We start from the raw sequence: 13,959 nt of genomic DNA, 5'->3' as shown, positions 1-13,959 counted from the left end.
CCATCATTATGCCTTGAACTTAACAATGCCCCTAAGCACTGTATATCAGCAGTTAAGACCGGAATAGCTTGTGGTACCAGAGCGTATCAAAACCAACACAACTATCTAATTATCAGTTATTTACGCTAAATAAATTCAGCCATTCACTAGGAATTAACATTAAAGGAACCTTAACTTTATCACATCAAATTCAATTAAACAAAGCAAAAATTATGAGAAAAAAGTTTACTCTTTTCATCCTCTGTCTGTTCTGCGGAATTTCCTTCAGTATGGCACAGGAGCTCAACGTAAAGGGAGAGGTAAGAGACCAGCAGGGTCTGCCACTTCCTGGTGTTTCTGTTAAAGTAAAAGGAACCGGCAAAGGTGCGATGACCACCGCTAATGGAAGTTATTCCCTGAGCGTCCCCGCTAATGCCACGCTTACCTTCTCTTTTATAGGTTACCAGACTGTAGAAGAGGTGATCGGCAACCGGACGGTGCTAAACATCAATCTCAGTGAAGACAATAACCAATTAAATGAGGTAATCGTAGTGGGCTATGGTACACAAACCAAGAAGGACCTCACCACAGCTGTAACCAGCATCACCTCAAAAGACCTGAAGAATCAGCCAATCACGAACCCTTTACAGGCTGTTCAGGGTAGAGCAGCGGGCGTTCAGGTAAGCTCACAATCCGGAAAACCTGGCGCTGATATTACAATCAGCATTCGTGGGAATACCTCCATCACTGCTTCCAACAGTCCATTATATGTGATTGACGGGGTGACTTCCAGAAATGCAAATTTCCTGAACCCGAATGATATCGAATCTTTAACCATCCTGAAAGATGCTTCCGCAGCAGCCATTTATGGGTCAAGTGGAGCCAATGGTGTGGTTTTGATCACGACTAAAAAAGGAACTTCCGGAAAAGTGAAGGTAGAATTCAATGCTTTTACGGGTTTTTCCAACTTCTGGCGTAAACAAGACGTATTGAACAATGAGCAATACATCACCCTGATGAAAGAACTGGGTTATACGACATTTGGCGGAGACGCCAATACTGACTGGCAAAAAGAAACTTTCGGTACAGGAACACAAAATCAGTATCAGGTATCGATCTCAGGCGGCGGTAACGGCGGACAATATTACCTGTCCACAGGTTATCAGCAAGATAAAGGTGTAGTTGCCCCGGCTAAGCTGGACAGGTATACCGTTAATTTCAATGGATCCCAAAGAGCAACTTCATGGCTTAAATTTACCGCAAATGCCGCATTGACCTCCAGAAATTCAATAGATGTTTCTGACAATAATGGTGTTGCCAACGGTGGCGTGATTTTATCCGCATTAAATACTCCCTCCACAATTGGTATTTACAACCCTGACGGCACTTACACCACATTACCCAACGCAGGTGGATGGGATAACCCTATTGCCCTGGCATTCGGAGCAAAGAACAAAACCCGTAATTTCCGTTTTATCGGTGCATTCAGTGGAGAATTGAATTTTACGAAAGACCTTTCTTTTAAATCTACCATTAGTACCAATTTCAATAAGAATTTCTACAACTACAGCCTTGACGCATTTAAAACTACTTACGGACGTCAGGAACGTGGAATTTACAGAAATAACCATACCCGTGATAATGTCTGGTTAAATGAAAATATCCTGAACTATAAAAAGGATTTTGGTAAGAATTCATTCGGTGCAACGGCAGGTTATACCATTCAGGAATCTGACTATAAATACAAAGATTATCAGGAAACCAGGTTCTTTGACATTACAGGTACCATTCCACAAAAACCATCAGTATCACCAACCATTCCTCAAAGAGCGCAATGGGCTAAGCAATCCTATCTTGCAAGAGTTACTTACGCTTACGATGGCAAATATCTGTTCAGTACCAATTTCAGGGCAGATGGTTCCTCCCGCTTCAGTAAAGACAATCAATTCGGATATTTCCCTTCCGCATCCGCAGGATGGAGAATCTCTGGAGAGAACTTCCTGAAAGATAGCAAAACCATTAATGACCTGAAGATCAGAGGAAGTTGGGGTAAAGTCGGTAATGATGAGGGAATCGGAGATTATGCGTATATGAAATTATATGAGATCAATGCCCAGAACACCTATACCTTAAAAAACCCGGAAAACAGAGACCTGTCATGGGAAACCACCACTCAAACCAATATTGGACTTGACTTAACCCTATTCAACAGCAGGGTAACTTTTACCGCCGATGCTTATTTAAAGAAAACAGATGACTTGCTAATCAACGTACAGTTGCCGCTTTCCTCTGGTTTTAATGAACAGGCTTACAACATCGGTTCCATGGAAAATAAAGGGCTGGAGTTTACCTTATCCACTAAGAATTTCGACAGAAAGAAGTTTACCTGGTCTACAGACTTAAACATTTCATTCAACAAAAATAAAGTCACCAGCCTTGGAGCAACGACCTCTTCTCTTGATTTCGCTTCTATTGCCAGACGAACTTCTGCAGTACGCGTAGTAGAAGGAAGACCATTAGGTAGTTTTTATGGCTATCAGTTCACCGGCGTTGATCCAACAACAGGAATGTCTACCTATGCAGACTTAAACGGAAACGGTAAAATTGATGCGGAAGACAGAACCTTTATAGGTTCGGCACAACCTGATTTTACTTATGGCATCACCAACAACCTGACTTACGGAAATTTCGGATTGAACATTTTCTTCCAGGGTGTACAAGGCAATCAGCTATTTAATGCCTCAGGTATCGACCTGGAGGGTATGATTGATGCCAGAAACCAATCCGACAGGGTATTAAACAGATGGACACCAACCAATACCAACACCAATGTTCCCAAAGCAGTAAAAGATGATGTCAACAATTCATTAACATCCAGCAGATTTGTAGAAAATGCTTCTTATCTGCGCCTGAAAACAGCTACACTATCCTACAATTTCGGAGCAGCAGCATTGGGCAGGTTAAAAATGAGCAGGCTGACTTTGTTTGCAACAGGTTATAACATCCTGACCTTTACCAAATATAAAGGCCTGGATCCTGAAGTGAACCAATATGCCTCAAACGGTCCTCAGATGGGGGTAGATTACGGAACCTATCCGCAAAGCAGAAGCTTTCTGTTTGGTGTAAATGTTGGATTTTAAATATTAGAACGTCATGAAAATTAAATTATATTCTATCCTTACAGCAGCTGCGATTACCATCAGCGTACAGTCTGCCTGTAAAAAAGATTTCCTCGATAAAAAACCTTTTAATCAGGTAACCGGAGATGTCGCCTTTGTGGACCTTGCCGGAGCAGAAAAGCTACTTGCAGGTGCTTACGGAAGCATGTACAACGATGCTCATATCTGGGATTTTATGATCAACGGAGATGTAAGCGCAGATAATGCTTACGCCGGAGGAGACAATGCCAACATCGCAGATCTTGACCTTTTCAAAACGATTTCCACCAATGAAATTGTGGAAAGAGACTGGAGAGGTTTCTACAGCAATATCAAGGATGCAAATGAAGTGCTGGAAAATGTACCCAACATCAAAGATCCTGAACTGGACAAAAATAACAGACGCAATCAGATTCTTGGAGAAGCTTCCGGGTTAAGAGCCTATTATTACTTTAATCTTGTGCGTCTATGGGGTCGTGTACCATTGATTCTGAAAGCAGCAACCAATCTGGCAGAAATGCAGGCACCCGCAGCAAGTGTAGACGAGGTCTATGCTCAGATTATTAAAGATCTTGAATTTGCACTCGCCAATACAAGGGTTACTGTTCCTCATAAAGGAATCATTACAAAAGGCGTCGCCAACGCTTTACTGGCAAAAGTATACGCCACAAAACCAAATCCGGACTGGAACAAGGTAAATCAGTATGCCGATGCCACCATCACCGGAGGCTACAGCCTTTTTGGTAGCTATGACGGTTTGTTTACCGGTACAAATAAAAATAACTCCGAAGCCATCTGGGAAATGCAATACGATGGATGGGGAGGACCGCAGGGACGCGGAAACTGGATGCCTGGTTTGTTAATTGGCTCCGGATGGAAAAGATTCTGTACGCCAACGAACGACCTCGTGAAGGCATTTGAAGACGAGGGCGACCTGATCCGTAAAAATTCCAGTGTCGTATTTAAAGATGCTTCAAACGAAGGATGGGCAGATGCTTACTGGTCAAAAAACAATTTCCCTTTCATCAACAAGTTCAGACTGGACGATAAAACGGATACCTATATCATCCGTTTAGCAGACATCATTCTTCTGAAAGCTGAGGCATTAAATGAGATCAGTGCCGCAGGATGGTCTCAGTCTAAAACATTGGTAGATCAGATCAGAAAACGGGTAAACCTTCCAGGCAGCCCGGCAGCAAGCCAGGCAGCCATGCGTTTGGCCATAGAAAAAGAGCGCCGCCTGGAACTGGCATTTGAAGGCCACAGGTGGTTTGACCTGATCCGTACAAACAGGGCAGTAGAAGTGATGAATGCACAGAAAAACGGTGCAGGAACTTCACTCAACTATAACATTACAACTGCGAATCTTCAACTGCCAATCCCTCAGAAAGAGATTGATAGAAATCCGAATATCAATAAATAAACATTCCGCGGGAGTGCATCAATACTGCACTCCCATTTTTAAGCACACAACATGAAATTTAAGAAAACCCTTTCTTTATTGCTCCTTTCCGGCTGCGTAGGTACAGCCCTTGCCCAAACCAATAACCATGAAAAAGTGGAAAGCCTGTTGAAAAAGATGACGATCGAAGAGAAAGTCGGACAAATGGCTCAGATTACTCTCGATGTAATTGGAAAAGGAAAAGGACGTTTTGAAAGTGATGAGCCTTTTGGTTTAGATGAAAAAGAATTACAAAGAGTCCTGGTAAAATACCATGTAGGCTCAGTATTGAATACCTCTAACAACAGGGCAAGAACACCACAGGTCTGGTACAATATCATCAGCAAGATCCAGAATGTGGCCATGAAACAAACTCCTAATAAAATTCCGGTAATTTATGGCGTGGATGAAATTCATGGCGCCACTTATACTGTTGGTGCGACGATGTTCCCTCAGCAAATCGGACAAGCAGCCACTTTTAACCGTTCACTGGTGAAAAACGGAGCTTCAATTACGGCTTATGAAACCCGTGCAAGTTCTATTCCATGGAACTTTGCGCCCCTGCTGGATCTTGGCGCCGATCCGCGTTTTCCACGTCAGTGGGAGAGTTTTGGAGAAGACCCTTACCTGATTAAAGAACTGGGTGTAGCTGCAGTTAAAGGCTATGAAGGCGAAGACGGAAGAGTCGCTCATCCGGAAAAGGTAGCTTCTTCAATCAAGCACTTTCTGGGTTATCAGGTATCTGTTTCTGGTAAAGACAGAACCCCGGCATTTATTTCAGATCAGGCATTGAGAGAATATCACCTCCCTCCCTTTAAGGCAGCAATTGATGCCGGTGCAAAAACCATTATGATCAACTCGGGAATCATTAACGGCATACCTGTACATGCCAATTATCATATCCTTACTGACCTTTTAAAAGAAGAACTGAACTTCAAAGGACTTGTGGTAACTGACTGGGGGGATATCGAAAACCTGTATAAGAGAGACCGGATTGCAAAAGACGATAAAGAAGCCATTATGATTGCAATCAATGCAGGAATAGACATGTCTATGATTGCTTACAATTATGAAGCTTTCTGTGATAACCTGGTCGCACTGGTAAAAGAGGGCAAAGTAAAAGAATCCAGAATTGATGATGCCGTAAGGAGAATTCTTTGGGTAAAGTATGAACTGAACCTTTTCGATAAACCTGTAACCCATCCTAAAGATTATCCGAAATTCGGAAGCAAAGAATTTGAACAGGCCGCTTATCAAACCGCAGCAGAGTCGATCACCTTGTTAAAAAACACAGACCAGCTCCTACCCTTAAACAAGGGCACAAAAATCCTGGTTACCGGACCAAATGCCAATTCCATGAGAACCCTGAACGGGGCATGGACTTATTCCTGGCAAGGAGAAAAAGTAGAAGAGTTTGCCGCGAAATATAATACCATTCTGGAAGCTTTACAAACTAAAGCAGGAAAAGAAAATGTCACTTATTTACCTGGTGTGAGCTATAAAATGGATGGCAAATATTATGATGAGTATGCTGATCAAATGGAAGAAACCATTGCTGCAGCAAAAAATGCAGACGTAATCGTATTATGTCTTGGAGAAAACTCTTATACGGAGTCGCCGGGAAATATGAATGATTTATACCTATCTGACCTGCAAACAGAGCTGGCTCAAAAATTGGCTGCTACAGGTAAAAAGGTAATCCTGGTATTAAACGAAGGAAGACCAAGGGTGATCAGCAAATTTGAGCAGAAAATGGCTGCAATAGTACAGACCTATTTGCCGGGTAACTTTGGCGGAGATGCCCTTGCTGATGTGCTGTATGGAACGATAAACCCTTCAGGGAAGCTCCCATATACTTATCCACAGTTTCCTAATGCCTTATTCACGTATTACCATAAACCTTCAGAATCAAAAGGTACCACTGAAGGGGTTTACAACTATGATTCAGACTATAACCCTCAATATGTTTTTGGACATGGCTTGAGCTATACTACTTTCAAATATGACCAGTTGAAATTAAGCAGCACGACCTTAAAGAAGGGAGAAAGCCTGACCATCACCGTAAATGTGAGCAATACGGGTAAAGTAAACGGAAAAGAAAGCGTATTGCTCTTTACTTCTGACCTGTATGCCACCCTAATTACGCCAGATGTAAAACGCCTGCGTGGCTTTGAAAAGGTTGACTTAAAAGCCGGTGAAACAAAAACTGTAACCTTTAAAATCAACCCCGAGGATATCGGTTTTATCAACACAGAGAACAAACAGGTTACTGAAGCAGGAGAATTTACAGTCCAGATTGCAGATCAGAAAATTAATTTTAATTACGTTCCTTAATTCGACACCATAAAAATCCCTTATGAAATTATTTAATATAAGCATACTTATTGCCCTCGCCCTCAGTTCATGTGCCACTAAAAAAGGTGCGGAAAGTGGACCTGGCAATAGCAAATCCGAAAATCCAGTCCCGACACAGGTAGCTTTCTGGTTAACGAACGGGGATAAAACCGCTTTATTGCAACGACAAAATACTCCGATGTTTTTCTCTACCGCCATGAAAACCGGAACAACTGTAGTCGTTGACGATACACAAACATTTCAAACGATTGACGGTTTTGGCTATACACTAACCGGTGGTAGTGCAAGTCTGATCAATGGATTACCTGAATCCAGGAAGGCGGAATTGCTGAAAGAGCTTTTTTCTGCTGATGGCAATGGTATCGGAGTAAGCTATCTGAGGTTAAGTATCGGTGCTTCCGACCTTAGTGCAGAGACATTTACTTATAATGAGATGCCCGCAGGACAAACAGATCCGGAATTGAAAAACTTTTCTATAGAGAAAGAAATGACAGATCTTGTTCCTGTTCTGAAACAGATTATTGCGATTAATCCGAAGATTAAAATCATGGGTTCTCCATGGACCGCCCCTACCTGGATGAAAGACAATCAGGCTTACCGTGGCGGAAGTCTGAAACCAGTCTACTTCGGGGCTTATGCCAGATACTTTGTTAAATATATTGAGGCAATGAAGGCACAGGGGATCGTCATAGATGCCATAACGATTCAAAATGAACCCCTGCATCCGGGAAACAATCCGAGCATGTATATGAAGGCTGAGGATCAGGCCAGTTTTATCAAAACCGCACTGGGCCCGGCATTCGAATCCGCAGGGATCAAAACCAAAATCATTATCTATGACCATAATGCAGACAGACCTGATTATCCAATCAGTATTCTGAATGACCCGGCAGCAAAAAAATATATTGACGGCTCAGCTTTTCACCTTTATGGCGGCAATATTTCTGCCTTGTCTAAGGTTCAGGAAGCACATCCGGATAAGAATCTTTACTTTACAGAACAATGGGTAGGTGGACCTGGCAACTTTCCGGAAGATTTAAAATGGCATGTATCTACGCTGATTATTGGTGCAACCCGTAACTGGAGCAAAACAGTATTGGAATGGAATTTAGCCGCTGATCCGGCTTACCGTCCATTTACACCAGACGGAGGATGTACCAGCTGTCTTGGTGCCATCACCATCGACAAAGAAGTCAGCAGAAATGTAGCCTATTATGTCATAGGACATGCTTCAAAATTCGTTACCCCTGGTTCGGTACGCGTTTCCTCTAATCAGCACGATCACATTCAGAATGTAGCGTTCAAAACTCCTGAAGGAAAAATTGTACTGATTGCCATAAACACCAGCGGAAACGCCGAGACCTTCCACCTGAAATATAACGGAATGACAGTGACCACAACACTTCCTGCAGGTGCTGCCGGAACCTATACCTGGGAAAGTAAAACGAGATCAAAATAAAACCAGGCTCTGCCTCTTGAAATGCCCCCAAAATTCAGATAATTTTGGGGGCATTTTTATGAAACGCTTTTGGCAGGGCAATTGCAGTATAATCGGGAATTAACTCTATAAATGATGAAAAAGATTCTTTTCCTATTTGCAGGACTCGCCGCTATAGTGGCCTCCTGCACGAGTAACAATACAGAAAAAAAAGCAAAGGACACGACCGAAATGATTGCTCTGGATACTACTTTTAGCCCGACAAATCCTGCAGCCGAAAATTCTACCAGTTGTTATACATACACTAAAAATAGAGATACTGCGTCCCTCAGCCTTACAATTAAAGGAGAAGAGCTGACAGGTAATCTTAAGTATCACCTTTTCGAAAAGGATGCCAATAAAGGAACCATTGCAGGTGAAGTTAAAGGAGACACCATTATCGCAGATTATACCTTCGATTCCGAAGGACTGAGATCAGTCAGACAAGTCGTATTTTTGAAAAAAGACGGTAAGCTCTATGAAGGATATGGAGAGTCAGAAGAAAAAGACGGAAGGTCTGTCTTCAAAAACCGGAAAGCTTTAAAATTTGATAGTCAACTTATTTTTACTCCTGTAGAATGTAAGTAATTTTAGATCAAAACGGCTTTTAAAAAGCCGTTTTGATCCTTATAATAGCTAAAGAACCCCTATCGGGCCATTCTTCCAATACTTGATATTTTTCCACCTCGTTTCCGATCGGTTACCCTCAATATTATAGGTTCCGCATTTGAAATAATGAGTGGCCTGTCCACGGTCATCAAAGGTTCCGACATGTGTATTATCCAGATACACATAGATTTTGCCATTATCGGCATCGTGTTGTACGTTCACATGAATCCACCTGCTGTATACATTGGTCATCAATGTCTGGCTGCCATAACGCTTCAGCGTACCATTGTTTGCAGAAAAGACTTTCATCATAAAAGAAGTCGCATTGGTTACTCCTCCAAAAACCTGCATCACATCGGTTCCCGTAGAGCCAGGAACAATATACACATCTCCCTCAAACTGATGTTTACCCAACAGGTAATCGTTCTTCATCCGAAACTCAGACCTTGGGCCGGAATTACTGGTTGGGGTATGCGGGCTATCACCGGGATAAATCCAGAAGGTATGCTGTCCGCTGGCATACGTATAACGATCTGACTGTGGTAAATCATGAGGCGTCTGGATACTGTAGGTATAAGCTGTTTGCGTCCAGCCGCTAGTCAGGGAACTGATCCCGATCTCCTGAGCGGATGCCTCTCCTTGTCCAGAAACCTCTGTCTGGGCTACCTGCCCCTCATTCTTCTTACAAGATAATTGAAAAAAAGACAATACCACAGCGGCAGTCATTAAAGGAATTAATTTCATGATGGTTTAATATTTGGTTTACAATAGGTTAATTAACTAAAATTAAACAATCGAAATCAGGATTAATTCAACCATATACCCTTACTAATCAAGCAGATTGTCTGATAAAAAATATTTTTTTTTAAATAAAAAAACTAACATTTTACCGCTTCTATCTGGCGTTGTTAAAATATAAAATATGCGCCTGCATAGGTAAAAACTAAATTTTAATCCTTTCACCGGAAGAAAATAAGCAGAACTTAGTGTAACATTAACATATACATTTTCAGTATTATTTAATAAAATTTATTATTCATAATATTTTTTATTAATAAGATATGCTTATATTAGAATATTACGATCTAACTAACCTCATCCCTATTATGATCAAAAATTTAAAAAACATCGCCTCTATTGCATTGATTGCACTGGCGATTTCATCGTGCTCTAAAACCAAAGACGCACCTCTTGTTAACGAACCACAACAAGAAAAAAATGACAAAGTTTACAATTACATCAGAAGTCTTGGATTTCCATCTTCCAGTATCGTTGATCTTGGAACGGAGTACATGGTGGAGGAAGACATTAGTTTTCCTAAAAACATGGACGTTCCAGTTACAGATGGAAGTCCGAAATTGGAGCAGTACTACACCGGTACTTTAGTAAGCCCTGCAAATGCAGCAAATATCAAAGTATTTGTAGATCCTTCAATGGCCAGTATGAACGCGGAAATTACTTCCGCCATTGCACAGTGGAATGCTGTTGCAGGCTCTGCATTAAACTTTAGTATAGTAGCTGCTGCTCCGTATGATATCAGGATCACCAACGTGAATCTTGGAAATGGAGTTTGTGGTTCAGGTACTTTTCCTTCCGGAGGAAGAGCAGGTAACCTGATCAGAATTAATAAGGCTTATATCGCCGGAAATAGTTTTGCTCAGCGTGCCAGAACCATTTGTCATGAATTTGGCCATAACATCTCATTCAGACATACCAACTGGGCCGCTATCGGCGAAAGCAGTGCGATTAATGTACCAGGAGTAGGTGGAACTGATGCTTTATCTATTATGAATGGCGGACAATGTGGATCTGGTGCAACAGTATTGTCTGTAAAAGACAAAGCAGCAACTGCCGCATTGTACTAATCATCAAACCTAATTAATAAAATTTTAAACGCCCTTAGATCGTAATCCAATTCAGAATAGATACGCTTCAAAACGTATTTATTCTGAATTACGGTTTTTACATGTTCTCGAACTTTTCCCAAAAGCCATCTACCGGAAGTCTGGCAAAGATATTTACCGGTTCCTTTTTTACAGGATGAATAAATTGCAAACGACGGGCATGCAAACAAATGCTTCCTTTTCTGCTCCCTCTGGGGTAACCATACTTATTGTCTCCCACGATCGGACATCCCAGGGTTGACAACTGTACCCTGATCTGATGTGACCTTCCGGTAAGGGGATCTACTTCAATCAGGTAATAACCATTCAGTTCTCCGATTAATCTATAACTAAGTTCCGCACGCTGGCTTCCTGCCACTTCTACGTTATGTGGAGTCACTACATTTTTTTGTGGGTTTTTAACCAACCAGTGAACCAAAGTACCCGAAGCTTTTGCAGGTTTATTTCTAACCACTGCCCAATAGGTTTTCTTAACTTCTCTGTTTTTGAAAACAGCATTCATCCGTTCCAGTGCTTTACTGGTTTTTGCAAATAGAATTACACCACTCACAGGTCTGTCTAAGCGGTGAACCACACCAAGAAAAGCACTGTTTGGCTTATTATAGGTTTTTGCGAGGTATTTTTTTACCTGCTCATCCAGGGGTTCATCCCCGGTTTCATCTATCTGAACGATATCCCCTGCCCGCTTACTAATAGCGATCAGGTGATTATCTTCATAAAGTATGTCTTTTGCTGTTATTGGCATCTTTGTATGTGGAGCAATTTTAAGCCCCTGATTCTAAAACTTAGTACTGCTCTTTTTCATTAGGGAAATCACTTGATTTCACATCCTTAATATAAGACTGCGCGGCGTTTAAAATACCGTCGTAAAGGTTTACATACTGACGCAAGAAACGCGGTTTAAAGCCTTTTGTCAAACCGATCATATCATTAACTACCAACACCTGTCCGTCGCAGTCAGGGCCGGCACCAATTCCTATAGTAGGAATATCGAGCGCTTCAGAAACCTCTTTACCCAGTGTTGCCGGAATCTTTTCCAGTACCACTGCAAAACATCCTGCTTCCTGCAATGCCTTGGCATCTGTTTTCAATTTATAAGCCTCAGCCTCATCCTTTGCCCTTACAGTATAAGTTCCGAATTTATAGATAGATTGAGGCGTTAAACCTAAATGCCCCATTACAGGAATTCCCGCTGTAATAATTCTTTGTACAGATTCAACGATTTCTGTTCCACCTTCCATCTTCACGGCATGCGCACCGGATTCTTTCATGATGCGGATAGCAGAATTCAAAGCTTCTTTTGAATTTCCCTGATAAGATCCAAAAGGAAGGTCAACGACAACTAAAGCACGTGAAGCACCTCTAACTACAGATTGCGCATGGTAAATCATCTGATCCAGCGTAATCGGCAAAGTAGTTTCATGTCCCGCCATTACATTGGAAGCGGAGTCTCCAACCAATAATACATCTAAGCCGGCATCATCAAGGATGGTCGCCATAGAATAGTCATAAGCAGTCAACATCGCGATCTTTTCTCCACGTTGCTTCATTGCTTGCAAAATATGGGTAGTTATCCGTTTTACTTCTTTATTTACAGACATGTTTTTATATTTTAGTTTGGGCAAAATTAGTTTTTACATCCGAAATAAAGCGACTTTTATTCTTTTTCTGACAGAATCAGGAGGGGATACTTTGTCCTCCTCCCCGATCCATTACCCTGTCTCTTACAGAATGTTAAAAAAAGTCTTGATTTAAATCATCAAAAACGTATCTTTGTATCCCGAAATGAAGGGGTTACTTAACAGCACATTTGTTAACTACAGAAGTGAGATCAAAATCACGCATAAACCATCATTTTTCTCTTTTTTCACCATAATTTCTCATTTTTATACACACAATGACTAACTACACCAAGTTACCTGCAATCTTGTTATTGGCTGATGGCACCGTTTACTACGGAAAAGCTGCGGGAAAAATCGGCACAACTACCGGAGAGATCTGTTTCAACACCGGAATGACAGGATATCAGGAAATTTTCACTGATCCTTCTTACTTCGGACAGATCATGGTCACCACCAATGCACATATTGGGAATTATGGAATCCATAGAGAAGAAATAGAATCTGACAGCATCAAAATTGCAGGTCTGGTTTGTAAAAATTACAACATCGGATTTAGCCGTAAAGAAGCCTCTGAATCTATTCAGGATTATTTTCAAAATGAAAACATTGTAGGGATTTCAGATATCGACACCCGCGCTTTGGTACGTCATATCAGACATAAAGGAGCGATGAATGCCATTATCTCTTCTGAAATCACTGACCTGGAAGAACTGAAAGCGAAACTGGCAGAAGTTCCATCTATGGACGGACTGGAATTGTCTTCTCAGGTATCTACCAAAGAAGCTTATTTCTACGGTTCTCCTGATGCAACCTACAAAATTGCTGCTTTAGACCTTGGGATTAAAAAGAACATCCTTCGCAATTTCGACGACAGAGATATTTATGTACAGGTATTCCCTGCTAAAACAAGCTTTGAGGAAATGGACAAATGGGGTGCTGACGGTTACTTTATCTCTAATGGCCCCGGTGATCCATCGGCAATGCCTTATGCAATCGAAACGGTTAAACAGGTATTGGCTGCAGATAAACCATTGTTTGGAATTTGCTTAGGTCACCAGTTACTGGCAGAAGCAAACGGAATCGGAACGATGAAAATGTTTAACGGACACAGAGGTTTAAACCACCCGGTAAAAAACATTATCAAAAATCACTGCGAAGTGACTTCTCAGAACCATGGTTTTGGTGTAGTTCCGGATGAAGTAAGAAATTCTGACAAAGTAGAGATCACCCACATTAACCTGAATGACCAAAGTATCGAAGGTATCAGGGTAAAAGGTAAAAAGGCGTTCTCTGTACAATATCACCCGGAGTCTTCTCCAGGTCCACACGATTCACGTTACCTGTTTGATGATTTCATTGAGATGATCAAAGGCGAACTGGCCTGGTAATTAGGGATCAACCGGATTAAAACATC

Annotated in this window: 10 protein-coding genes; 7 read left to right on the top strand and 3 right to left on the bottom strand. The window is 41.6% G+C overall.

The window, feature by feature from the left end; all coding sequences use genetic code 11:
• The first annotated feature begins 212 nt into the window (after positions 1–212).
• From BFS30_RS13175 to BFS30_RS13155, 5 genes are all read left to right on the top strand, one after another.
• Positions 213–3,119, top strand: coding sequence for a SusC/RagA family TonB-linked outer membrane protein (locus BFS30_RS13175; RefSeq protein WP_069379720.1), 2,907 nt, complete (start codon positions 213–215; stop codon positions 3,117–3,119).
• A 13-nt stretch (positions 3,120–3,132) separates the two neighbouring features.
• The gene (locus tag BFS30_RS13170) at positions 3,133–4,560 is read left to right on the top strand and encodes a RagB/SusD family nutrient uptake outer membrane protein (RefSeq protein ID WP_069379719.1); all 1,428 of its coding nucleotides are present in this window, start codon (positions 3,133–3,135) and stop codon (positions 4,558–4,560) included.
• Positions 4,561–4,611: 51 nt separating this feature from the next.
• The gene (locus tag BFS30_RS13165) at positions 4,612–6,912 is read left to right on the top strand and encodes a glycoside hydrolase family 3 N-terminal domain-containing protein (RefSeq protein ID WP_069379718.1); all 2,301 of its coding nucleotides are present in this window, start codon (positions 4,612–4,614) and stop codon (positions 6,910–6,912) included.
• A 22-nt stretch (positions 6,913–6,934) separates the two neighbouring features.
• Positions 6,935–8,392 carry a glycoside hydrolase family 30 protein gene (locus tag BFS30_RS13160; RefSeq protein WP_069379717.1) on the top strand — a complete coding sequence of 486 codons (1,458 nt, stop codon included), beginning with the start codon at positions 6,935–6,937 and terminating at the stop codon, positions 8,390–8,392.
• Between the two features lie 111 nt (positions 8,393–8,503).
• A complete protein-coding gene (locus BFS30_RS13155; RefSeq protein WP_237028753.1) occupies positions 8,504–8,998 on the top strand; it encodes a hypothetical protein in 495 nt (164 codons plus the stop codon).
• 48 nt (positions 8,999–9,046) lie between these two features.
• Here the strand turns inward: BFS30_RS13155 and BFS30_RS13150 are convergent, their stop codons facing one another.
• Positions 9,047–9,763 (bottom strand): polysaccharide lyase family 7 protein, encoded by a 717-nt coding sequence (locus BFS30_RS13150; protein ID WP_083252033.1) that lies wholly within the window; start codon positions 9,761–9,763, stop codon positions 9,047–9,049.
• Positions 9,764–10,125: 362 nt separating this feature from the next.
• On the opposite strand from BFS30_RS13150, the gene BFS30_RS13145 reads away from it, so the two are divergent.
• Complete coding sequence (locus tag BFS30_RS13145) at positions 10,126–10,884, top strand: M57 family metalloprotease (RefSeq protein WP_167353143.1); 759 nt, start codon at positions 10,126–10,128, stop codon at positions 10,882–10,884.
• A 97-nt stretch (positions 10,885–10,981) separates the two neighbouring features.
• On the opposite strand, the gene BFS30_RS13140 is transcribed toward BFS30_RS13145, so the two are convergent.
• Both BFS30_RS13140 and panB read right to left on the bottom strand, forming a co-directional pair.
• Complete coding sequence (locus tag BFS30_RS13140; protein ID WP_069379715.1) at positions 10,982–11,668, bottom strand: RluA family pseudouridine synthase; 687 nt, start codon at positions 11,666–11,668, stop codon at positions 10,982–10,984.
• Between the two features lie 40 nt (positions 11,669–11,708).
• The gene (gene panB / locus BFS30_RS13135) at positions 11,709–12,524 is read right to left on the bottom strand and encodes a 3-methyl-2-oxobutanoate hydroxymethyltransferase (RefSeq protein WP_069379714.1); all 816 of its coding nucleotides are present in this window, start codon (positions 12,522–12,524) and stop codon (positions 11,709–11,711) included.
• Between the two features lie 296 nt (positions 12,525–12,820).
• Between panB and carA the strand changes: the two genes are divergently transcribed.
• Positions 12,821–13,933 carry a glutamine-hydrolyzing carbamoyl-phosphate synthase small subunit gene (carA, locus tag BFS30_RS13130; protein ID WP_069379713.1) on the top strand — a complete coding sequence of 371 codons (1,113 nt, stop codon included), beginning with the start codon at positions 12,821–12,823 and terminating at the stop codon, positions 13,931–13,933.
• Positions 13,934–13,959 lie beyond the last annotated feature (26 nt).

It is taken from the genome of Pedobacter steynii, assembly GCF_001721645.1.
In the GTDB taxonomy this organism is placed as follows: Bacteria; Bacteroidota; Bacteroidia; order Sphingobacteriales; family Sphingobacteriaceae; genus Pedobacter; species Pedobacter steynii_A.
This window is presented reverse-complemented; position numbering and strand designations above follow the sequence as displayed.